Here is a 20,503-nt window from a genome sequence, read left to right as displayed (position 1 = left end):
CGACCGACCGGCCCGCGCTCCCTCAGACGCTGGGCAGCGGGGTCGGCGGCGCCTCGCGGGTGGCCCGGCGCACCGTCCAGACCGTGATGAGCAACAGCAGCGCGTACGGCGGGTAGCCCAACACCAGCCGGGCCACGCCCAGCGCGGTGTCCTGGTGGGCGAGGTAGAGACCGGCCTGCACGCCCACCTTGGCCAGCCAGACCACGCCCCAGAGCACGGTCAGCTGGGTGAAGGTGCGCACCAGCTTCGGGTCGGTGCGCCACTCCGAACGGCCCTTGGCGACCAGCACGGACCAGATCCAGCCCACGAGCGGCTGCCGGATGGCCGCCGAGATCAGCAGCGCGACCCCGTACCCGATGCCGTAGAGGATGCCGGGGAGGTAGAAGTCGCGTTCGTCACCGGTCCGCCAGGCGATGGCCGCGCCGACACCGACACCGAACAGCCCGTTGACGGCGTGCCGGACCGGCCGGCGCTGGGCCAGCCGCAGCCCGGCGATCAGCAGCGCGACGGCGACCGAAGCGATCACCGCCGGCCGCAGCTCACCGATGATGTTGGCGAAGACGAAGACGACGACCGGGATGCTGGACTCGACCAGGCCGCGCCAGCCGCCGAGTTGGTCGGCCATCTGCTCGGCGATCGTCGGCAGCGGCTCCTCCTCCGGCGGGTCGGTCTCCGGTTGGGCCGCCCGGTGCTGTCCCGTCGTCATCGCCGGCCTTCCGTCCGCACCGCCGTCACTTGGGCGAGTCCAGCTCGTAGTAGGGGTTGTAGATGACCTTGCGGTCGTCCCGTACCGCCACCCGGCCGCGCGCGGTCAGGTGCCGGCCCGGCTCGATCCCCGCGATGTGCCGTCGCCCCAACCAGACCAGGGTGACCACGTCGCTGCCGTCGTACAGGTCGGCCTCGAGGGTGGGCAGGTTGGTGCGCGGCGTGTAGACCACGGTGCGCAGCCGACCGGCGACCGAGACGAGCTGCCCCCGGGAACACTGCTGCGCCGGGATGCCGCCGCACTCGGCGCTCTCCCGACGCAGCTCCTGCGCGTCGATCTCAGCCTCGCTGGCGGTGAACCGTTGCAGGAGGCGCCGCAGCGACACCCTGCTCTCGTCGGTCGTCATGACCTCCGCGTCACCCTCTCCGCTCACCGACCCGGCCCTGGCGGCGCCGGGACCGTGCCGCCAGCGTACGCCGACGAGTCCGGTTCCGGCGGGTCGGTGCGGGTGGCTCAGGCCTGGCTCGGCTCGCCGGCGGCGTCGCCCGCCTGGTCGGCGATCTCCGGGGGCAGCCGCAGCGGCAGCGGCTCCCGGACCGGCCTCGCGTCCTGGCCGCGGTCGACGACCAGGCCGTCCAGGCACTCCACGAGCGGGCCGGACAGCGCCGACTCGGTGGCCACCGGGCCCTGGAACACGCCGCGCACCATCCAGCGCGGCCCGTCCACGCCGACGAACCGCAGGTTCGTCACCCCGTCCGGGGTACGCACCTGGGCCTGTAGCTCCGCGCCGTACTCACCGTCCACCTCCCGCGCGCTCGCCCCGTCGCGCAGCAGCGACTGCCGGATCTCCTCGCGCACCTCGTCCCAGATCCCCTCGGACCGGGGGGCGGCGAAGACGCCCAGTTGGAGCGCGTTGTCCCCGTGCACCAGCACGACCTGCTGGATCACGCCCTGCGGGTCGGCCTGCACCCGCACCTCGACCTCGGCGATGGCCGGAATGCGCAGGCTGCCCAGATCGAGCCGCTGCTGGTCGTCGTAGCTCTCCGAGACGTCGTACGGGCCGCGCGCCAGCGTCGGCGACACATCGCCCTGGTCCGGAGCCTCGACGGCCCGCTCGTCGCGGGTCTGCCGCCCGGCATCGGCCCGCTTTCGGGAGAAGATCACTGCGCCCGCCCTCCGCTGTTCACACTCACCCTGCCATCTCTTCCGTCTGCCCGCGGCCCGGCTCGTCGGGTCGCCTCTCGACCCGGTCCTGGCCCGTCGGCGACGGCACCAGCCCGGCGTGCCCGCCGGTCGACCCGTGCCCGCCGGTCCCGCGCCGGGACTCGGGCAGCTCGACCACCGGCTCGAACCGCGCCCGCGCGACCCGCTGGACCACGAGCTGCGCGATCCGGTCGCCGCGGGAGATCTTCGCCGGCGCGTCCCGATCATGGTTGATCAGGTTGACCAGGATCTCACCCCGGTAGCCGGCGTCGACCGTACCGGGCGCGTTGAGCACCGTCACGCCGAGCCTGGCCGCCAGACCGGAGCGGGGATGGACCAGGCCCACGTACCCCTCCGGCAGCGCGACGGCCACGCCGGTGGGCACCAGGGCGCGGCCGCCGGGCGGCAGCTCCACGTCCGCGGCCGCCACCAGGTCCGCGCCGGCATCACCGGGATGGGCGTACGTGGGCAGCGGCAGCTCCGCATCGAGCAGCCGCACGGGCACGGGTACGACGTCGGTCACTTGTCCCCTCTTTCGTCGGGTTCTCGGGGTGACCCTGCCATCCTGCCGGTTCAGGGAGCCGCCGTGCGCCGTACCCTCGCAGGAGTGAGCATGTCGCAGTCCCCGTCCGCCGGTCAGCCGCCGGCCGCCACCGGCGCGTCGTACGCCGAGCGGCTGGATCTGCCCTGGTGGCTGTGGCTGGCCGGGCTGGTGGCCGCCGCCCTGCTGGCCGTCGAGATCTGGATGGGCGCCGCCGGGGTCCGGGCCTGGCTGCCCTTCGCCGTGCTGCTGCCTCTCACCGCCGGCGGGCTGTGGTGGCTGGGTCGGATCCGGGTCGGGGTGGTCGACTCGGAGCTGCGGGTCGACGACGCCCGCCTGCCGGCGCGGTTCGTGGCCGACGTGGTGCCGCTGGACGCCGCCGGCCGCCGGGAGGTGCTGGGTGTCGGCGCGGACCCGCTCGCCTTCGTGGTGCAGCGGCCGTGGATCAGTGGCGCGGTGCAGGTCGTCCTCGACGACCCCGCCGACCCGACCCCGTTCTGGGTGGTGAGCACGCGGCACCCGGTCGAGCTGGCCGAGGCGGTGCTGGCCGCGCGGGACGCCGAGTCGGTCTCCGGCCCGCCGCCGGGTGGATCGGCCTGACCAGCCGTGTACACCCGCTCAGGTGCCGGTCGGCGGCCCGGGCAGGGCCGGCGGGGGCGCGGGTCGGGCGATGCCCCGCCGACGCAGGTCGACCTGGAGTTGCTCGGCCATCTGCTGGGTGGCCCGGCGGTTGAGGAAGCTGGCCACCGCCGCGCCGGTCAGGAACGGCCCGAGGGTGGTGAGGTTGCGACCGAACCGCCGCAGCAACATCTCCCGCAGCTCCTTGCGGGCTGCGGTGCCGAGCACCGCTCCCACCCCCACGCCGGGCACCATCGGGTTGACCCCGCGCTGCGTGGCCCAGGAGTGCACCAGGGCGACCGCCCGCTGGCTGCCGGAGCCGGGTAGCGCCACCCCGTGGAGCTCGTGCAGCTCGCCGACCAGCTTCAACTCCACCGCCACCACCGCCACCGTCTCGGCGGCGAGCAGCACGGGCGCCGAGAGCAGGGTCGGGGCGACCGTCCACTCGACGGCGGCGACGCCCCCTCCGGCCGCGCCGATGGCGGCGGTGGTCCGCGACGCGTTGCGGACCAGCCGGTCGGCCAGGGCGGCGTCGTCCAGACCGGGGAAGTGCCGGCGCAGCGTGTCCAGATCCCGCACCGGTACGTGCGGGGCGACCTCGGCCACCGTGTCGACCATCCAGCGCACGGCGGCACGGGGCTTGAACAGGTCGGAGATGCCGCGTGCGCGGGCCTGGCCGACCATTCGGGTCAACAGTTGGCGGCGTCGGGCGGGCTGGATGTCGTCCGCGGTCAGCGCCGCGACGGTGGCGCCGAGGTCGTCCGGGCCGCCGTCGGTGGCGCCGAGGTCGTCCGCGCCGCCGTCGGTGGTGCCGCCTCGATCGCTCATCGGACCTCCCGGTGCTGTGGCTACCCGCTTCGAGTCAAGCAGGTACCCACCGCCGCCGCATGCCTACACCGGTAGCGGCGGCCCCGTTCCGGAGGCCGCCGCCGGTGTCGTGGTTGTCAGACGCACTCGCGGCAGATCAACTCGCCGTTACGCTCGACTGCCAGCTGGCTACGGTGGTGGACCAGGAAGCAGCGGGCGCACCGGAACTCGTCCTGCTGCATCGGAAGCACCTTGACCGTGAGCTCCTCGTCGGCCAGATCGGCGCCGGGCAGCTCGAAGCTCTCGGCCACCTCGGCCTCGTCGACGTCCACCGCGCCCGACTGTGAGTCGACGCGCCGGGCCTTGAGCTCTTCCAGGCTGTCCTCGCCGAGGTCGACCTCGTCGCGACGCGGGGCGTCGTAGTCGGTGGCCATCGGTTTCACTCTCCCATATCGATGTTGTCGCTTCCGGTTGTAACGCCGGACGACGCTGTTTCGGTTCCGCTGGCCGGCCACCACTTGTGTCGGGCACCCGACCCGGGGACCGAACGGGTCGAGCCCGCCGGGGCGACTCCCCTGCGAGCGCGGAACCTTACCCCCCCTTGGGCGAGGCATGTATACCGCCCTTGCGGCTGAGATGTACGCCCCCGCACGCGAAGTTGTTCCCAATGTGATCCAGGCGACACGAAGATAGGGGTAGTAGTACCTCCTTCGCGGTCGCCGCGCCGGCATGTCGGACTGTTTCCACGCGACGGCCGGACAACCGTTAACCTCAGCGGCGTATTCGACGGCCGGCGGCCTGAGCGACAGCTCCCGGCCGCCGCCACCCACCTGAGGTCCCGGGAGTGCCCTGATGAGTTTTGCGCGCGTGCGAGCGCTCGTCGTCGTCGGCCTGCTGGCGATCATCGCCCTGGTCTTCGTCGTCGTGGCCGTGGTCCGCGACAGCCAGGGCAACGCGGGCACCGCGGCCGGTTGCCCGGAGGGGTGGCCGCTGGCGGACCTGACGCTGCGCGAGCGCAAGGACGTCAAGATCAACGTGATCAACGGCACCGACCAGCCGGGCCTCGCCCGCACCGTCGCCGACGAGTTCAGCAACAGGCAGTTCCAGGTCAAGAAGACCTCGACCGAGAAGAAGCAGGTCGACGGCGTCGCGGTGTTGCGCTTCGGCCCGAAGGGCGTCGGCTCCGCGCACCTGCTGCAGGCGTACTTCCTCAACGACGCCGTGCCCGGCTACGACCCGAAGCGCGCCGACGACACCGTGGACGTGGTGCTCGGCAACGGCTTCCAGCAGCTCGCCACCACCACCGAGGTCAACCAGTCGCTCGGCGACTCCGGCCCGCCGGTGGCGCCCAAGGGCTCCTGCCCGTCCCCGCCGGCGAAGAAGTAACGGCCCGGCGCCCGGCCGTCGAGCACCCGGCCCGGATCGAGGCCGTGCGGCGCGGCACGGGTCAGGGTCCGCCGGAGGCGTCCAGCGCGGCCAGCCGGTCGTGCAGCGGCGCGAAGAGCGCGGGTGGGGCCGCGACGACCAGGTCGGGACCCGGCGCACGACCGGCCAGGCCGGCGACGCGGACCCCCGCCTCGGCGGCCACCAGCCCGCCCGCCGCCAGGTCCCACGCCGCGAGCCCCTTCTCGAAGTACGCGTCGAGCCGCCCCTCCGCGACCAGGCACAGATCGATCGCGGCGGCGCCGAGCCGGCGGATGTCCCGCACGTGGGCGATCAGCCCGGCGACCACCTTCGCCTGGTGGGCACGGCGGGCGGCGTCGTAACCGAAGCCGGTGCCGACGAGCGCCTGACCCAGGTCGGTCTCGCCGGAGCAGCGCAGTCGGACCCCGTCGCGCCAGGCCCCGCCGCCGGCGGTGGCGGTCCATTCCTCGCCGGTGTAGAGGTTGCGGACGACGCCGGCGACCACCACCCCGTCCACCTCGACCGCCAGCGAGACAGCGGAGTGACGCAGCCCGTACAGGTAGTTGACCGTCCCGTCGATGGGATCGATGATCCAGCGCACGCCGTTGCGGGCCTCCCCCGGGGCCTTCTCGCCGTACTCCTCGCCGAGCACCGAGTCGCCCGGCCGCCGCGCGGCGAGCGCGTCGAGGATCTGGCGCTCGACCGCCCGGTCGGCGGCGGTGACCACATCGGTGACGGTGCTCTTGGTCGCGGCCACCTCGACCCCCTCGACGCGCATCCGGTACGCGGTGTCCGCCGCGTCCCGGGCAACCTCGACCGCGATCGCGAGCAGTTCCTGCGGCGTGGGTGCCGAGTTGGTCATGGTTCGCCTCTTTCCGCACTCCGGGTGTGTCGTGGCGGGGTGAAACTACCGGCCCGGCCCAGTACGCCCTCATCCGTCTGGACGCGCCGGGTCGCGGAGCCTACGCAATATGACCGTTTCGCTTGGTATTGTCGCTTAAGTGCATAGCGCCCCTGTCCATGCCCGGCGGGCAGCCTCCGCCCAACCGCGCCCGCGGCACCGCAAGGCTGGCCCGGTCTTGGCTGCTCACACAACAGTTCGGTCGCGATCCGCCCGCCGCCGTGCTCGGCGAGGGCCGCCCGCCATCGTGAGCACGGTTATCCTTACGTCAAAGTCCACATCTCCGCCGCACCGACCCTCCCCACCTGCGGTACGCGGTGCGGAGCAGGATGATCGCCGCAGACGGCGTTACAATTCACCCCTGCCCACGCGGCACGGACCGCCGAGCACCGGCCGGACCGTGACACGAGGGTCCCTCAACCACACCGCCCGGCGCGGTAACCCTCGCTGCGCCGGACGAACCCGCCGTGCCCGCTCTTCGCCTCCGGAAGGTCATTCGTGACAGAACCCCGCCAGCCCGGCGCCGACGTTCGCTCGCTCACCGACACCCTGATCGCCCACGCGCAGAGCGCCGGTGGCCAGCTCACGTCGGCTCAGCTCGCGCGCACCGTCGAGTCCGCCGAGGTGACTCCGGCCCAGGCCAAGAAGATCCTGCGGGCGCTCTCCGAGGCGGGAGTGACAGTCGTGGTGGACGGCTCGGCGAGCACCCGCCGCCGTGTCGCCGCGGCCCGCTCGACCACGCCGGCATCCCGGGCCACCACCGCCAAGACCACCAAGAAGGCCGCCGCGCCGGCCCCGAAGCAGGCGCCCGCCGCGGACGACGCTCCGGCGACTCCGGCACCGCGCAAGGTGGCCGCTCGCAAGGCCACCGGCAGCCCCGCCGAGGCGGCCACGCCGGCGAAGGCGACCAAGTCGACCCGGGCCACCAAGGCGACGGTGGCCGCCGCCGCTGGCGCGAAGCCGACCAAGACCGCCGCGAAGGCCAAGGGCGAGGGCGCCGAGGGCGACATCGACCCGGAGGAGCTGGCCGCCGCGATCGAGGACGTCGTCGTGGAGGAGCCGGCCGAGCTGGCCCAGGCCGCCGAGACCGACGCCGCCGCCTCGGCGACCGACAACGACTTCGAGTGGGACGACGAGGAGTCCGAGGCGCTCAAGCAGGCCCGCCGCGACGCCGAGCTGACCGCCTCCGCCGACTCCGTCCGGGCGTACCTGAAGCAGATCGGCAAGGTTCCGCTGCTCAACGCCGAGCAGGAGGTGGAGCTGGCCAAGCGAATCGAGGCCGGGCTCTACGCCGCCGAGCGGCTGCGGGCGGCCGACGAGGGCGAGGAGAAGCTCGCCCGGGAGATGGTCCGTGACCTGGGCTGGATCTCCCGGGACGGTGAGCGGGCCAAGAACCACCTCCTGGAGGCGAACCTGCGGCTGGTGGTGTCGCTGGCCAAGCGCTACACCGGCCGGGGCATGGCGTTCCTCGACCTGATCCAGGAGGGCAACCTCGGCCTGATCCGCGCGGTCGAGAAGTTCGACTACACCAAGGGCTACAAGTTCTCCACGTACGCCACCTGGTGGATCCGGCAGGCCATCACCCGCGCCATGGCCGACCAGGCCCGCACCATCCGCATCCCGGTGCACATGGTCGAGGTCATCAACAAGCTCGGCCGCATCCAGCGCGAGCTGCTCCAGGACCTGGGCCGCGAGCCCACCCCGGAGGAGCTGGCCAAGGAGATGGACATCACACCCGAGAAGGTGCTGGAGATCCAGCAGTACGCTCGGGAGCCCATCTCACTGGACCAGACCATCGGTGACGAGGGCGACAGCCAGCTCGGCGACTTCATCGAGGACTCCGAGGCCGTGGTCGCCGTCGACGCGGTGTCGTTCTCGCTCCTGCAGGACCAGCTCCAGCAGGTGCTGCAGACGCTCTCCGAGCGTGAGGCGGGTGTGGTACGCCTGCGCTTCGGCCTGACCGACGGCCAGCCACGGACGCTGGACGAGATCGGCCAGGTCTACGGGGTGACCCGGGAACGGATCCGGCAGATCGAGTCCAAGACGATGTCCAAGCTGCGTCACCCGTCCCGGTCGCAGGTTCTCCGGGATTACCTGGACTGACCGGGTTTCGTCAACCCAACGTGTCGTTTTGATCACCTGGCGTGCAACACCAGATGGTGATCGTCCGGATGCACGAATGTGATCGTTGACGTGGCACCCTGGGTGCACGGCACACTGTCCCTTCCAGGTGTGACCTCGGTCCCCCGCGGGCACACAGGGAAGGCAGTGCCTAGTAAGGGTGTTGCACGATAGGTGAGCAACGACCGAAGAGATTGTTCATCGGTGACGACCAGAGGAGGAAGGCGATGACCCCGACCCTCACGCCGCCGCCCGAGACGGTGGCGCCCCCAGCCGCCGATGAACGGTGCGACCGCTGCAATGCTGCCGGGAAGCTCCGGATCACTCTGGCGGGTGGAAGCGAGCTGGTGTTCTGCGGACACCACGCGAACAAGTACGCGGAGGATCTCGTGAAGATCACCGAGCGGTTCGCGACTGATCCCGATTTCAGCTGGCGTGGCGCCGATCTGATGGCGAACTAGATCAGCAACCAACCGACATAGCCGGCCGGAGGCACCCCGAGGGTGCCTCCGGCCGGCTTCTTGCTACCACCCCGGCCCTGGTCCGGCCTGACCCGGCCGGGCCGCGTCCGGGCCGGGCCGCGTCGGGGCCGGCCTGGTCGATCATGAAGTTGTGACCACGACACGCCGAGTGGGCGGGCAATAACTTCATGATCGACAGAGCCGGGACCGCGCCCCGCGCCCCGCGCCCCGCGCCCCGCGCCCCGCGCCCCGCGCCCCGCGCCCCGCGCCCCGCGCCCCGCGCCCCGCGCCCCGCGCCCCGCGCCCCGCGCCCCGCGCCCCGCGCCCCGCGCCCCGCGCCCCGCGCCCCGCGCCCCGCGCCCCGCGCCCCGCGCCCCGCGCCCCGCGCCCCGCGCCCCGCGCCGAAGATCGTGCTCGAACCACGATGTAGTGGCCTCGCCGACACGCTGAGACCACTCAATCCAGGATCGAGCGCGATCAAGGGGCGGACACCACGGAAGACCGCGAGGGCCGGGATGGGCAGCGGCGCGCCCGACTCCGCACGGACCGGGAGGCGGTGCCGACGCGACAGAGTTCCCGAGCGCAGGGCCCGCCGGGGCAGCCCCCCGCCGGGCTCAAACCGTTCGCAGCGGCCGGCGACGCCGGGATGGGGACCACCAGCGCACAGCCAACAACACCGGACGAAAACCGCCGGACCAGAACCGCCAGGCTGAAGCCGCCGATCAGGTCACCGGACAGCGCCCGCTCGGGCGGTCTAGAGGGTCTGCACGGTGGCGATGCGTTCCTCCAGCTGCTCGATGGTGGCTTGGGCGCTCGGCGGGCCACCGCAGAGTCGGCGCAGCTCGGCATGGATCTTGCCGTGCGGCTGGCCGGTGCGGTGGTGCCGGGCGGCCACCAGAGCGTTGAGCTGGCGTCTGAGCGCCACGCGGCGCTGGGCGGCACTCATTGGTGCCGGCGGCGCTGCCGTGGGCGCAGCGGCCGGCTCAGCGGCCCGTTCGGCGGTACGACGACGTTGGGCGGCGAGTTGGGCGGCCTGCCGCTTGGTCAGCAGCAGCGAGACCTGGTCGGCGGTGAGCAGACCGGGCAGGCCGAGGTATTCCTCCTCCTCGGGGGTGCCGGCCTGGGCCGCGGTGCCGAACGACGCGCCGTCGAAGATCACCTGATCCAGTTCGGCGGTGGCGGAGAGCGCGGCGAACCGCTTCTCCAGCTCCCCGCTGGCCTGGTCGTCGCGCTGCGCCCGTTCCAGCAGGTCGTCGTCGAAGCCGTCGGCTTCCTTGGGCTTGCCGAGCACGTGGTCGCGCTCGGTCTCCATCTCGCTGGCCAGCCCGAGCAGGTGCGGCACGCTGGGCAGGAAGACCGACGCGGTCTCGCCCGGCCGGCGGGCCCGGACGAACCGGCCGATCGCCTGGGCGAAGTAGAGCGGGGTGCTGGCGCTGGTGGCGTAGACCCCGACCGCCAGTCGGGGGATGTCGACGCCCTCGGACACCATTCGCACCGCCACCAACCAGCGCTGGTCGGACGCCGCGAACGTCGCGATCCGGGCGGACGCCCCCAGGTCGTCGGAGAGCACCACGGCGGCCTTCTCGCCGGTCACCTGCTCGATCAGCTTGGCGTACGAGCGGGCGGTCTGCTGATCGGTGGCGATGATCAGGCCACCGGCGTCGGGCATGCCGGCGTTGCGCAGCACGGTGAGCCGCGCGTCGGCGGCCCGCAGCACCTGCGGCATCCAGTCGCCGGCCGGGTCCAGGGCGGTACGCCAGGCCTGCGCCACCAGGTCCTGGGTCATCGGCTCGCCCAGTCGGGCCGCCAACTCGTCTCCCGCGTTGGTTCGCCAGCGGGTCTCCCCGGAGTAGGCCAGGAAGAGCACCGGCCGGACGACGCCGTCGCGCAGCGCGTCGGAGTAGCCGTACACCGAGTCGGCGCGGGAGCGCAGCAACCCGTCCCCGCCCCGCTCGTAGCTGACGAACGGGATGGGGTTGTCGTCGGAGCGGAACGGCGTACCGGTGAGCATCAGCCGGCGTACGGCGGGCTCGAACGCGGCCTTCACCCCGTCGCCCCAGGTACGGGAGTCGCCGGCGTGGTGGATCTCGTCGAGGATGACCAGGGTGCGCCGGGTCATCGTGCGCCGCCGGTGCACCTGCGGGGCCATCCCGACCTGCGCGTAGGTGATCACCGCCCCGTGGAAGTCGGCGGCGGAGTGCACGTCGGCGTTGCGGAACGCGGCGTCGAGCTGGATGCCCACCCGGGCGGCGGCCTCGGCCCACTGGGTCTTCAGGTGCTCGGTCGGCGCGACCACGGTGACCGCCTCGACGGTGCCGTCGGCCAGCAGTTCCGCCGCGATCCGCAGGGCGAAGGTGGTCTTGCCGGCGCCGGGGGTGGCGACGGCGGTGAAGTCCTCGGAACGCCGGCGCAGGTACTCCACCAGCGCCTTGCGTTGCCAGGCACGTAGGGCAGGGAACGTCTCGAGCACCGGCGTCCGGGCTGCCACGCGAAGCTCCTCTCCGACCGCACGACGGCGGACCCCGGGCGAGGGCCACGAGTATCCGCCGCCCATGAAAACGCCTCCGCGCAGAAGCTGCCGCGAAGGCCGACTCAGCATAACCAGCGCGGGCCGGAGGGCCCAGGCGACACCACGCTGGTCGCCTCCACCACCGGAGTGGAAGGCGTCACCACTCCGGGTCACCGGTACGTGGTGGCCGCAGCGTCGCCACCGGTGCCGACCAGCGTCGACGCAGCGCGAGGAGACGCAGCCCGAAGACCAGCAGGGCGGCGACGGTCAGTGGGGCGGGCGCGGCCTGCCCGGTGACGTACAGCAGCACCACGGTGACCGAGCCGGCCAGCGCGGCCAGCGCGTAGATCTCGCGCCGCAGGACGACGGGGATCTCGGCGGTGAGCAGATCCCGCCCGAGCCCGCCGCCGATGGCGGTCAGCATGCCGATGAGGCAGGCACCGACCGCCGGCACCCGGGCGTCGAGCGCCTTGAGCGTTCCGGTGACGGTGAACAGCGCCAGGCCGGCCGCGTCCAGCACGAGGACCGTCGTACGCAGGCGGGCCAGTTGCGGGTGCAGCCAGAAGACGGCGAGCGCGGTGATCGCGGCGGTGGCCGCGTACCGCCAGTCGGCGAAGGCCAGTGGCGGGACCTCGTCGATGACCAGGTCCCGGATGATCCCACCGCCGAGGGCGGCCACGAAGCCGACGAACGCGACACCGAACAGGTCCAGCCGCTTGGCCACCGCCGCCGAGGCGCCGGAGGCGGCGAAGACCGCGACCCCGGTCAGGTCGGCGAGGAGCAGCGCGGTGGAGGTGGTCACCGCCGCAGGCTACGTCGCCGGCCGCGACTCCGGCCGACTGTTACTCGCTGTACGAGTCGTAGATCTCCTTGCACTTCGGGCAGACCGGCGAACCCGGCTTGGCCGCCTTGGTGACCGGGAAGGTCTCGCCGCACAGAGCGACGACGAACGTGCCCATGACGGCACTTTCGGCGATCTTCTCCTTACGGACGTAATGGAACATCTCGGGACCGGTGTCGGCGTCCTTCAGCTCCGGACGCTCGAGAACCTCTGTGCTCACGACTGCACCTCCAACCGCCAAGTTTGGCAGGTCGTCACGGACGGGTCCACTTGAGGCCAGCGGCGGTGCGACCCCGTACGGTGCCCGTGTGAATGACTTTCGCATCACTTGTGGCACCGAGGTCGCCGAAGCCCTGCGTGCCGGTCGACCCGTCGTCGCCCTGGAGAGCACCATCGTCTCGCACGGGCTGCCCCGGCCGGAGAACCTGCGGGTGGCCAGGGAGATCGAGGAGACGGTCCGCGCCGCCGGGGCCGTTCCGGCGACGATCGGCATGATCGGCGGCGAGCTGGTGGTCGGCTTGGACGACACGCAGCTCACCCGGCTGGCCACCGTCGACGGCGTGAGCAAGCTCTCGGTCCGTGACCTGGCGGTGGCGGCCGCGACCGGCGCGGACGGCGCGACCACCGTGGCGGCGACCAGCGCGGTGGCCGCCGCCGCCGGCATCGGGGTGTTCGCCACCGGCGGCCTGGGCGGGGTGCACCGGGAGGCCGCGCACACGTTCGACGAGTCCGCCGACCTGGTCACCCTCGCGCAGACTCCGATCGCGGTGGTCTGCGCCGGGGTCAAGTCGATCCTCGACGTGGGCGCCACGCTGGAGCGCCTGGAGACCCTCGGGGTCGCCGTGATCGGTTACCGCACCCGTCGGTTCCCCGGCTTCTACCTCACCGACGCGGGCTTCGACCTGGACTGGTCGGTGGACTCGCCGGAGCAGGTGGCGGCCGTGCTCGCCGCCCGCGACGGGCAGGCCGTACACACCGGTGGGGTGCTCATCGCCAACCCGCTGCCGGTCGACGAGCAGCTCGACCCGGAGCTGCACGACCGCACCCTCGCCGACGGCCTGGCCCTGCTGGAGCGGGACGGGATCACCGGCAAGGCCGTCACCCCGTACCTGCTCGCGCACTTCCACTCGGCCACCGAGGGAGCCAGCCTGGCGGTGAACGTCCGGATCATCCTGCGCAACGCCGACCTGGCCGCGCGGATCGCGGTCGCCGCCGCCGCCCGCAACACCACCGCCCCCGCATGACCCGACCGGCCCGGGTGGTTGTGGTCGGGGACGTGCTCACCGACGTGGTCGCCGTGCTCTCCGGGCCGCTGGTGGCCGGCTCCGACACCGGCGCCGAAATCAGTATCGGCGGCGGCGGTCAGGCGGCCAACACCGCCGCGTGGATCGCCGCGCAGCGGGTCGACGTCACGCTCGTCGGCGCCGTGGGTGACGACGACGCGGGGCGGGTCCGGGTGGCCGAGTTGCGCCAGGCCGGCGTCGACTGCGCCGTCGACCGGGTCGAGGGCCTCCCGACCGGCACCGTCATCGTGCTGGCCGACGGCGACGAGCGGACCATGGTCAGCCAGCGGGGCGCGAACCTGCGACTGAGCGCCGCGCACGTCGACAGCGCCCTCGCCGGGGTGCCCGACGCCGGGCATCTGCACCTGTCCGCGTACACCCTGCTGGACCCGGAGTCGCGCGGCGCGGGGCTGCGGGCGTTGGCCGCCGCCCGCGAGCGCGGGCTCACCACGAGCGTCGACGCGGCCTCCGCGGCGCCGCTGCGGCGGGTCGGCGCCGCGGCGTTCCTGAGTTGGGTACGCGAGATCGACCTGCTCCTGGTCAACGCGGACGAGGCCACGGTGCTGGCCGGCGGGCTCGACCCGGCGGCGCAGGGGCGGGCGTTGTCGGCGACGGCGCGGCGGGTCGTGGTCAAGCGCGGCGCGGCCGGCGCGGTCTGGGTCGACCGCACGGCGGCCGTCTGCGCGGCCCCGGCCCGCCGGGTGGCGGTGGCGGACGTCACCGGGGCGGGGGACGCGTTCGCGGCGGGCCTGCTCACCGCCTGGCTCGCCGGCGCCACTCCGACCGCTGCGCTCAGCCGCGCCACCGATCTGGGCGCGCTGGCCGTCTCCACCGTCGGAGCGCGGCCCCATCCGTAGTCGCCGTCCGGCGACCACAGCGACGGATCGAGCCCTGGCCCGCGGACGGGTCAGGGCTCGGCGTCGATGATCTTGTGCGGACGCTCCTCGGCGGTCAGGCTCATCGGCGGGGTGTCGTCCCGCTGGCGCGGGTGGAACCGGTTGGCCAGCCGGTGCTCCTCCTTCGGCGGCCGGTCGTTGGCCAGCAGCACGGCCAGCCAGGGAATGAGCACCATGCCGACGCCGCACAGCGGCAGCCAGAGCCAGAGCAGCGGAGCCTTCGCGCCGACCAGGATCGCGCCGGCGATCACGCAGAGCACCCGGATGCCCATCATCAGGGCGTACCGGCGCTGCCGGCTGGTGAGCTGGTCGTCCTGGCTGCGCGACGCATCGGTGATCAGGATCGGCTGGTACGCCTGACGCTTCACCGCGGACCTCCTCGAGGGGATGACAACTCATCCTGTCACCGCAGGTCCTTGATCAGCGAACTTCGACCCATCCCATCCCGTGTTACGTGCGTGGTACGCTCCCGGTCGTGGGCAGCAGGTTCAGCTTCACCGACGAGGCGTTGGCCAACCTGAGGGTCTACGACGTCACGCCCGGGGAAGTCTGGGAGGCGCTGCACAGCGCCCGACGGGTCATCCGCCATCTGGGCGACGACGTGATGGTGGTCTACGCCGCCGCCCGTCGGGGCCGCCGACTGGCGGTGCTGCTCGCCGAGGCGGATGGCACCGACAACGACTGGGACATCCTCTCCGCCCGTGAGCTGAGCGACGTCGAGTCCAAGCGCTACGACGAGGCCGTGCGGAGATCTCGCCGATAGGGGGGCCGTGACGATGCACCGAAACGACGCGACCAAGCAGTTCCACGGCGGCGACGACCGGATCGCCGACCTGATCGACGAGAGCCCGGCGGTGGACCTACCCACCCCCGACACCGACGTGCCGATGGTGAGCCGGTCCGTCCGGCTGCCCCTGGAGACGTACGAGCGGGTCCGGGCCGCCGCCGACGCCCGGGGCATCGGCGTCACCACGCTGATGCGCCAGTGGATCGAGGCCGGCCTCGCCGACCTGGACGACTCCGCCACCGTCTCGCTCGCCGACGTGCGTCGGGCGCTGGCCTCGCTGGCCCACCCCACCGCCGCCTGAACGTCAGCCCTTCTCGGCCTTGGCCGCCGCCTTCATCTGCTGCTTGTACTCCCGCACCTGACGCAGCGAGTCGGCGTCGGTGACGTCGGCCACCGACCGGCGCGCGCCCGGGTCGCCGTAGTCTCCGGCCGCCTGCCGCCAGTCCTGCGGGGTCACCCCGAACCGCTTGCCGAGCAGGGCCACGAAGATCTGCGCCTTCTGCCTCCCGAAACCGGGCAGCGCGGACACCCGGCGCAGCAACTCCGACCCGTCCGCGACGTCGGACCAGAGCAGCGCCGCGTCGCCGTCGTAGCGCTCCACCAGCACCTGGCAGACCTCCTGCACCCGCGCCGCCATCGCCTTCGGGAACCGGTGCAGCGCGGGCGGTTGGGCGAACAGCGCGACGAGCGCCTCGGGGTCGTACCCGGCCAACTCCGCCGCGTCCAGTTCGTGGCCGAGCCGCCGACTCAGCACGTACGGCGACGAGAACGCCTTCTCCATCGGCACCTGCTGGTCGAGGACCATGCCGAGGAGCAGGGCCAGCGGACTGCGTTCCAGCAGCTTGTTGGCTTCCGGGTCGATGGGCAGCACAAGCGTCATACGGACCATCCTGCCTGTCCCCGCCGCCTGAGCGGGCAGCGACGCCCCGAGGTTACCGGCGGGTGGCACCGACGCGGGACGGCGCAGGAGGCAGGATGTCCGGGTGGACGAACACGACATGCTGCTCTCCCCCGCCGGCGTCGACGCGCTCCGGACGGCGCTGACCCGGGCCGGGTTCACCAGCAACGGCATCGCCGGGCGGCTCGGCGCGCAGGCCACCGGCGCGGTGGCCCGCAACGACTACCGGGCCGCGCTGCGCGCCACCGAGGAGCGTGACCCGCTCGCCACCCTGATCCGGGTGTTCATCTGTGACCAGACCGAGTCGGAGGCGGCAGTGGCCGCCGCGCTGGCACCGCTGAGCCTCGAGGAGGCGCTGTCCGGTGGACTCGTCGAGCGGCACGGCGACGGGCTACGCGCCGGTGTCGACCTGGAGCCGTACGGCGACGACTGGTGGGTGCTCGCCGACGTGCCGGCCAGCGCACGGCCGGGGCGCCCGCTGCACGCCGAGCACGTCCTCGGTATCGGTGGCGCCACCCAGACCCTGATCGGCGCGACCATGCGACGGCCGGTCGACACCGCGCTGGACCTCGGCACCGGCTCCGGTGTCCAAGCCCTGCACCTGGCCACCCACGCCGCCTCGGTGACCGCCACCGACCTCTCGGAGCGTGCGCTGCGCTTCGCCGCGACCACCGCTGCGCTCAACGGCCAGGACTGGGAGTTGCTGCACGGTGACCTGGTCGCGCCGGTGGCCGGTCGACGCTTCGACCTGGTGGTGAGCAACCCACCGTTCGTGGTCGGGCCCGGCACCACCACGCACGTCTACCGCGACTCGGGTCGGGTCGGTGACGCGATCGGCGCCGAACTGGCGGCGGCCGCCCCGAACCTGCTCACCGAGGGTGGCACCATGCAGTACCTCGCGAACTGGGTGCACGTCGCCGGCGAGGAGTGGGACGAGCGGGTCGCCGGCTGGTTCGCCGGCACCGGCCTGGACGCCTGGGTGATCCAGCGTGAGGTGGCCGACCCGATGGCGTACGTCGACCTGTGGCTCACCGACGTCGGCGAGCGCGCCGACCCGCAGCGGATGGCCGCCTGGCTCGACTGGTTCGACGCGCACAAGGTGGAGGGGATCGGCTTCGGCATCGTGTCGCTGCGGCGCAGCGGGCACGCCGATCCGGTGGTCCGGGTGGAGGACCTGCGGCAACGGGTACGTCCACCGCTGGGCGACCAGATCGCCGCCTGGTTCGACCGCCAGGACTTCCTCCGGGTACGCGACACCGAACAGTTGCTCGCCGAGCGCTACCGGGCCGCCGAGGGCCTGCAGCTGCGGCAGGAGGCGACCATGGGCGACGAGGGGTGGGCGGTGGACCGGCAGGTCCTCGCCATGCCGCAGGGGCTGCGCTGGACCGAGGAGATCGACCCGCTGGTGCTCGCCCTTGTCGGCGGCGCGGACGGCCGGTTGCCGCTACGCGACCAGATCGCCCTGCTGGCGGCCGCGCACGACGTCGAACCGGACGAGATGGCCGAGGCCGCCGGCCCGATCGTGGCGCACCTGGTGGAACGCGGCTTCATCGAGCGGGTGGCCCCGTGACCCGGGTGGCCCCGGGCGACGCTCCGGCGGTCGCGGGCGGCGCGGCGGTTGACGGTACCGGGGCGGTCGCGGGCGGCGCGGCGGTTGACGGTACCGGGGCGGTCGCGGGCGGCGCGGCGGTTGACGGTACCGGGGCGGTCGCTGCCGGTGCCGCGGTTGGTGAGGCGGTCGCTTCCGGTGCCGTGGCGGTCGCTGCCGGTGCCGTGGTTGGCGGGACGGTGTTGACCTGATGCGTGCCGTGGTGCAGACCGTCGGGCGGGCCAGCGTGGCAGTGGACGGCGAAGTGGTCGGCGCGATCGAGAACGGCCTGCTGGTACTGCTCGGAGTGACCCACACGGACACGACGACGACCGCGCAGACGATGGCCCGCAAGGTGCACGAGCTGCGCATCCTGGACAACGAACGGTCCGCCGCCGACACCGGCGCGCCGATCCTGGTGGTCAGCCAGTTCACGCTCTACGGCGACGCCCGCAAGGGCCGCCGCCCCAGCTGGCTCGCCGCCGCCCCCGCCGAGGTGGCCGAGCCACTGGTGACGGCGGTCGTCGACGCGCTCCGGCAACGCGGGGCGACTGTCGAAACCGGCCGCTTCCGCACCCACATGCACGTGGAAAGCGTCAACATCGGCCCCCAAACCCTCCTCCTAGACCTCTAACACCCCCAACCCCACCCGCCCCACCCCTACCCGCCCCTGCCCCTGCCCCGCCCCGCCCGCCCCCGCCCCGTTGATCATGAAGTTATTGCCAACCACGTCGGCTTGGGGTCAAGGGGTGAGTGCAATCGTTAGGCGGCGATGAGGTGGTCTAGGCGTTCGGCTGGGGTTGCCCAGTCGAGTGTTTGGCGGGGGCGGGTGTTCAGTTCGTGGGCGATCTCGTCGAGGCCGCTCTGGTTGATGCTGCGGAAGTCGTAGCTGCCTTTGGGGAAGTACTGGCGTAGCAGGCCGTTGGTGTTCTCGTTGCTGCCGCGTTGCCAGGGGCTGTGGGGGTCGCAGAAGTAGACCGGGCAGCCGGTGGCGACGGTGAAGACCGCGTGGGCGGCCATCTCGCTGCCTTGGTCCCAGGTCAGTGAGCGGCGTAGGTGCGTCGGTAGTCGGGCGGCGAGGTCGGTGAGCACGCCGATGACGGCTTCGGTGTCACGCCCGTGCGGCAGCGCGCCGAGCATCACGTAGCGGGTGGCGCGTTCGACCAGTGTCACGATCGCCGAGCGGCCGCCCTTGCCGATGACCAGATCACCTTCCCAGTGACCCGGCACGGCCCGGTCGGTGGCCTCGGCGGGCCGGTTACTGATGTGCAGGTCCCCGATCCAGGGGCGGCGGCCCCGATCCGCTGCCGCCAGCCGCGACTGGGCACGCCGGTCGGCGCGTCCCGAGCGCAGAGCGACCTGCCGAGTCAACTCCTCCCGCAGGCTGCCCCGCGACTGAACGTAGATCGCCTGGTAGATCGTCTCGTGAGACACCTGCAACTCCGGCCGGTCAGCGAACATGGCCCGCAGCCACGCGGCGATCTGCGTCGGAGACCACCTACGCGCCAGTCTGCCCCGCACCACCTGCCGCAGCCGCGTCCCGGCCCCCAACTTCGTCGCCTTCGGCCGACGCCGCGCCGCGTCAGCACGCCGCTGCGCCCACTGCGCCTGATACCCCCACCGATACGGCGCCCGAGCCCGCCCCGACGGCAACGACCGCCCCAACGGGTTCTTCGTCCCATGCCGGGCACTGTGATACCGGCCCACCTCCCGCGAGACCGTGCTCACCGACACCCCAAGCACACCCGCGATCTGCGAAATCGTCCGCCCTGCCCCCCACAGATGCTCCAACACCTGCCGATGCCCAAACGTCACCACACCCGGCCTCGCCACCAGCACCCCCAGCCCAACCAAGATCAGTTGCACTGAAGCCTAGAAACCACCCGGCGTGTCCTGGCCATAACTTCATGATCAACCGGGCGGAGAGGACGGGGCGGGGCGGAGGACGGGGCGGGGCGGAGGGCGGGGCGGGGCGGAGGGCCGGGGGGCTGTTAGGAGAAGAGGCCTCGGCGGGTTAGGGACTGTTGGAGCCAACTGTCCAGTTCGGTCGGCCAGTCGGTGCTGTCGGCGGTGGCGTGGTCGACAGTGAACCGGCCGAAGGCGTCCCGGCCCTCGCTGAAGACGCCGCCGCGCTTGTCGACCTCCAGCACCACCTGTAGCTGCCGGGCGTCGGCGATGAACGTGACCTCCAACTGGTTGATCGAGCGTGCGTACCGGGGTGCCGGGTCGAACTCGATCTCCTGGTAGAACGGCAGTGTCTGGCGTACCCCGTAGATGTGGCCACGCTCCACATCGGCGCGCGCAAAGCGGAAGCCCAGCCGTAGCAACCCGTCGAGCACTCGCTCCTGCGCCGGCAGCGGGTGCACCGACACGGCGTCCAGGTCCCCGGCGTCGACGGCGCGGGCGACTTCCAACTCGGTACGCAGGCCCATCGTCATCCCGTGCAGGTGTTGGCCGTACAGCTCGGTGACCGGTGTCTCCCACGGCACGTCGAAGCGGAACGGAAGGTCGTAGCGCTGCCCCGGCTCCAGCCGGAACGCGCCGGTGATTCGCTGGCGGTGGAACTCCTGCGTGGTGTCGTAGTCGTTGTCGCCGCTCTCGACCTCGACGCGGGTCACCAGCCCGAGGCTGACGTGGTCGATGTCGACCTGGTGCTCCCCGCCCAGCACCTCGATGCGGCCCTCCAACCGGCCGCCGGGACGGCAGCTCGGGTCGACCAGCACCGTCTGCACCGACGGGCCGCCGACACCCATCGCCTTCATCAGCCGTTTGAAGACCACGCCGTCCTCCATCACTCGTCCCCACCGACCGCTGTGGTCGACCGTCCGCAACGTAACCGTCACCGACAAGCACGGGACCTGACGACACACCGCACCACCGGTCCGACCGATTCCTGTCGGGTGCCCGATCGCCTCACTCCCGTTTTACGCCCCGCCCGC

At 72.6% G+C, this 20,503-nt stretch carries 25 protein-coding genes; 11 read left to right on the top strand and 14 right to left on the bottom strand.

Going from position 1 to position 20,503, the window contains the following annotated elements; all coding sequences use genetic code 11:
- Window positions 1–22: 22 nt before the first annotated feature.
- The 4 genes from O7634_RS17535 to dut form a co-directional block, all read right to left on the bottom strand.
- Window positions 23–706, bottom strand: coding sequence for a DUF3159 domain-containing protein (locus O7634_RS17535; RefSeq protein WP_278151191.1), 684 nt, complete (start codon window positions 704–706; stop codon window positions 23–25).
- 25 nt (window positions 707–731) lie between these two features.
- Complete coding sequence (locus O7634_RS17530; protein ID WP_278151190.1) at window positions 732–1,112, bottom strand: OB-fold nucleic acid binding domain-containing protein; 381 nt, start codon at window positions 1,110–1,112, stop codon at window positions 732–734.
- A gap of 107 nt (window positions 1,113–1,219) precedes the next feature.
- The gene (locus O7634_RS17525) at window positions 1,220–1,870 is read right to left on the bottom strand and encodes a DUF3710 domain-containing protein (RefSeq protein ID WP_278151189.1); all 651 of its coding nucleotides are present in this window, start codon (window positions 1,868–1,870) and stop codon (window positions 1,220–1,222) included.
- A 25-nt stretch (window positions 1,871–1,895) separates the two neighbouring features.
- Entirely contained in the window at window positions 1,896–2,432 is a 537-nt protein-coding gene (dut, locus tag O7634_RS17520) for a dUTP diphosphatase (RefSeq protein ID WP_278151188.1), read from the bottom strand.
- A 90-nt stretch (window positions 2,433–2,522) separates the two neighbouring features.
- Here dut and O7634_RS17515 point away from each other — a divergent pair, with 90 nt between their 5' ends.
- A complete protein-coding gene (locus O7634_RS17515; protein WP_278153997.1) occupies window positions 2,523–3,050 on the top strand; it encodes a DUF3093 domain-containing protein in 528 nt (175 codons plus the stop codon).
- Between the two features lie 18 nt (window positions 3,051–3,068).
- Here the strand turns inward: O7634_RS17515 and O7634_RS17510 are convergent, their stop codons facing one another.
- Both O7634_RS17510 and O7634_RS17505 read right to left on the bottom strand, forming a co-directional pair.
- Window positions 3,069–3,896: a hypothetical protein gene (locus tag O7634_RS17510; RefSeq protein WP_278151187.1), complete on the bottom strand. Its 828-nt coding sequence runs from the start codon at window positions 3,894–3,896 to the stop codon at window positions 3,069–3,071.
- 116 nt (window positions 3,897–4,012) lie between these two features.
- Window positions 4,013–4,309 (bottom strand): DUF4193 domain-containing protein, encoded by a 297-nt coding sequence (locus O7634_RS17505; protein WP_007075406.1) that lies wholly within the window; start codon window positions 4,307–4,309, stop codon window positions 4,013–4,015.
- Window positions 4,310–4,742: 433 nt separating this feature from the next.
- Between O7634_RS17505 and O7634_RS17500 the strand changes: the two genes are divergently transcribed.
- On the top strand, window positions 4,743–5,261 hold the full coding sequence (locus O7634_RS17500) for a LytR C-terminal domain-containing protein (protein WP_278153996.1): 519 nt from the start codon (window positions 4,743–4,745) through the stop codon (window positions 5,259–5,261).
- 61 nt (window positions 5,262–5,322) lie between these two features.
- On the opposite strand, the gene O7634_RS17495 is transcribed toward O7634_RS17500, so the two are convergent.
- A complete protein-coding gene (locus O7634_RS17495; RefSeq protein ID WP_278151186.1) occupies window positions 5,323–6,141 on the bottom strand; it encodes an inositol monophosphatase family protein in 819 nt (272 codons plus the stop codon).
- A gap of 537 nt (window positions 6,142–6,678) precedes the next feature.
- On the opposite strand from O7634_RS17495, the gene O7634_RS17490 reads away from it, so the two are divergent.
- Both O7634_RS17490 and O7634_RS17485 read left to right on the top strand, forming a co-directional pair.
- The gene (locus tag O7634_RS17490) at window positions 6,679–8,283 is read left to right on the top strand and encodes an RNA polymerase sigma factor (protein WP_278151185.1); all 1,605 of its coding nucleotides are present in this window, start codon (window positions 6,679–6,681) and stop codon (window positions 8,281–8,283) included.
- A 245-nt stretch (window positions 8,284–8,528) separates the two neighbouring features.
- Window positions 8,529–8,762 carry a hypothetical protein gene (locus tag O7634_RS17485; RefSeq protein WP_278151184.1) on the top strand — a complete coding sequence of 78 codons (234 nt, stop codon included), beginning with the start codon at window positions 8,529–8,531 and terminating at the stop codon, window positions 8,760–8,762.
- A gap of 754 nt (window positions 8,763–9,516) precedes the next feature.
- Here O7634_RS17485 and O7634_RS17480 read toward each other — a convergent pair.
- From O7634_RS17480 to O7634_RS17470, 3 genes are all read right to left on the bottom strand, one after another.
- Complete coding sequence (locus O7634_RS17480) at window positions 9,517–11,250, bottom strand: DEAD/DEAH box helicase (RefSeq protein WP_278151183.1); 1,734 nt, start codon at window positions 11,248–11,250, stop codon at window positions 9,517–9,519.
- A gap of 178 nt (window positions 11,251–11,428) precedes the next feature.
- Entirely contained in the window at window positions 11,429–12,073 is a 645-nt protein-coding gene (locus O7634_RS17475; protein ID WP_278151182.1) for a TRIC cation channel family protein, read from the bottom strand.
- 40 nt (window positions 12,074–12,113) lie between these two features.
- The gene (locus O7634_RS17470) at window positions 12,114–12,332 is read right to left on the bottom strand and encodes a DUF3039 domain-containing protein (protein WP_278151181.1); all 219 of its coding nucleotides are present in this window, start codon (window positions 12,330–12,332) and stop codon (window positions 12,114–12,116) included.
- A gap of 88 nt (window positions 12,333–12,420) precedes the next feature.
- Here O7634_RS17470 and O7634_RS17465 point away from each other — a divergent pair, with 88 nt between their 5' ends.
- Together O7634_RS17465 and O7634_RS17460 are read left to right on the top strand one after the other, a co-directional pair.
- Window positions 12,421–13,356 carry a pseudouridine-5'-phosphate glycosidase gene (locus tag O7634_RS17465; RefSeq protein ID WP_278151180.1) on the top strand — a complete coding sequence of 312 codons (936 nt, stop codon included), beginning with the start codon at window positions 12,421–12,423 and terminating at the stop codon, window positions 13,354–13,356.
- Window positions 13,353–14,252, top strand: coding sequence for a PfkB family carbohydrate kinase (locus O7634_RS17460; protein WP_278151179.1), 900 nt, complete (start codon window positions 13,353–13,355; stop codon window positions 14,250–14,252). The genes O7634_RS17465 and O7634_RS17460 overlap by 4 nt, the downstream gene beginning before the upstream one ends.
- Before the next feature lie 50 nt (window positions 14,253–14,302).
- Here O7634_RS17460 and O7634_RS17455 read toward each other — a convergent pair whose 3' ends face one another.
- On the bottom strand, window positions 14,303–14,659 hold the full coding sequence (locus O7634_RS17455; RefSeq protein WP_278151178.1) for a DUF3099 domain-containing protein: 357 nt from the start codon (window positions 14,657–14,659) through the stop codon (window positions 14,303–14,305).
- 107 nt (window positions 14,660–14,766) lie between these two features.
- Here O7634_RS17455 and O7634_RS17450 point away from each other — a divergent pair, with 107 nt between their 5' ends.
- On the top strand, window positions 14,767–15,054 hold the full coding sequence (locus O7634_RS17450; protein WP_074318059.1) for a hypothetical protein: 288 nt from the start codon (window positions 14,767–14,769) through the stop codon (window positions 15,052–15,054).
- 13 nt (window positions 15,055–15,067) lie between these two features.
- Window positions 15,068–15,379: a hypothetical protein gene (locus O7634_RS17445; protein WP_278153995.1), complete on the top strand. Its 312-nt coding sequence runs from the start codon at window positions 15,068–15,070 to the stop codon at window positions 15,377–15,379.
- Between the two features lie 3 nt (window positions 15,380–15,382).
- On the opposite strand, the gene O7634_RS17440 is transcribed toward O7634_RS17445, so the two are convergent.
- Window positions 15,383–15,967: an HhH-GPD-type base excision DNA repair protein gene (locus tag O7634_RS17440; RefSeq protein ID WP_278151177.1), complete on the bottom strand. Its 585-nt coding sequence runs from the start codon at window positions 15,965–15,967 to the stop codon at window positions 15,383–15,385.
- Between the two features lie 94 nt (window positions 15,968–16,061).
- Here O7634_RS17440 and O7634_RS17435 point away from each other — a divergent pair, with 94 nt between their 5' ends.
- From O7634_RS17435 to dtd, 3 genes are read left to right on the top strand one after another with little or no spacing between them, the layout of a single operon-like run.
- Window positions 16,062–17,546: a methyltransferase gene (locus tag O7634_RS17435; RefSeq protein ID WP_278151176.1), complete on the top strand. Its 1,485-nt coding sequence runs from the start codon at window positions 16,062–16,064 to the stop codon at window positions 17,544–17,546.
- Complete coding sequence (locus O7634_RS17430) at window positions 17,543–17,776, top strand: hypothetical protein (protein WP_278151175.1); 234 nt, start codon at window positions 17,543–17,545, stop codon at window positions 17,774–17,776. The genes O7634_RS17435 and O7634_RS17430 overlap by 4 nt, the downstream gene beginning before the upstream one ends.
- Entirely contained in the window at window positions 17,776–18,198 is a 423-nt protein-coding gene (dtd, locus tag O7634_RS17425) for a D-aminoacyl-tRNA deacylase (protein WP_278151174.1), read from the top strand. The genes O7634_RS17430 and dtd overlap by 1 nt, the downstream gene beginning before the upstream one ends.
- 128 nt (window positions 18,199–18,326) lie before the next feature.
- Here dtd and O7634_RS17420 read toward each other — a convergent pair whose 3' ends face one another.
- Both O7634_RS17420 and O7634_RS17415 read right to left on the bottom strand, forming a co-directional pair.
- Window positions 18,327–19,292: an IS30 family transposase gene (locus O7634_RS17420; RefSeq protein ID WP_347404255.1), complete on the bottom strand. Its 966-nt coding sequence runs from the start codon at window positions 19,290–19,292 to the stop codon at window positions 18,327–18,329.
- A 263-nt stretch (window positions 19,293–19,555) separates the two neighbouring features.
- Window positions 19,556–20,344 carry a sporulation protein gene (locus tag O7634_RS17415; RefSeq protein ID WP_278153994.1) on the bottom strand — a complete coding sequence of 263 codons (789 nt, stop codon included), beginning with the start codon at window positions 20,342–20,344 and terminating at the stop codon, window positions 19,556–19,558.
- Window positions 20,345–20,503 lie beyond the last annotated feature (159 nt).

This window comes from Micromonospora sp. WMMD1120, assembly GCF_029626235.1.
Lineage (GTDB): Bacteria > Actinomycetota > Actinomycetes > Mycobacteriales > Micromonosporaceae > Micromonospora.
The sequence above is the reverse complement of the archived record's forward strand: the minus strand, read 5'-3'. Positions and strand labels throughout refer to the sequence as shown.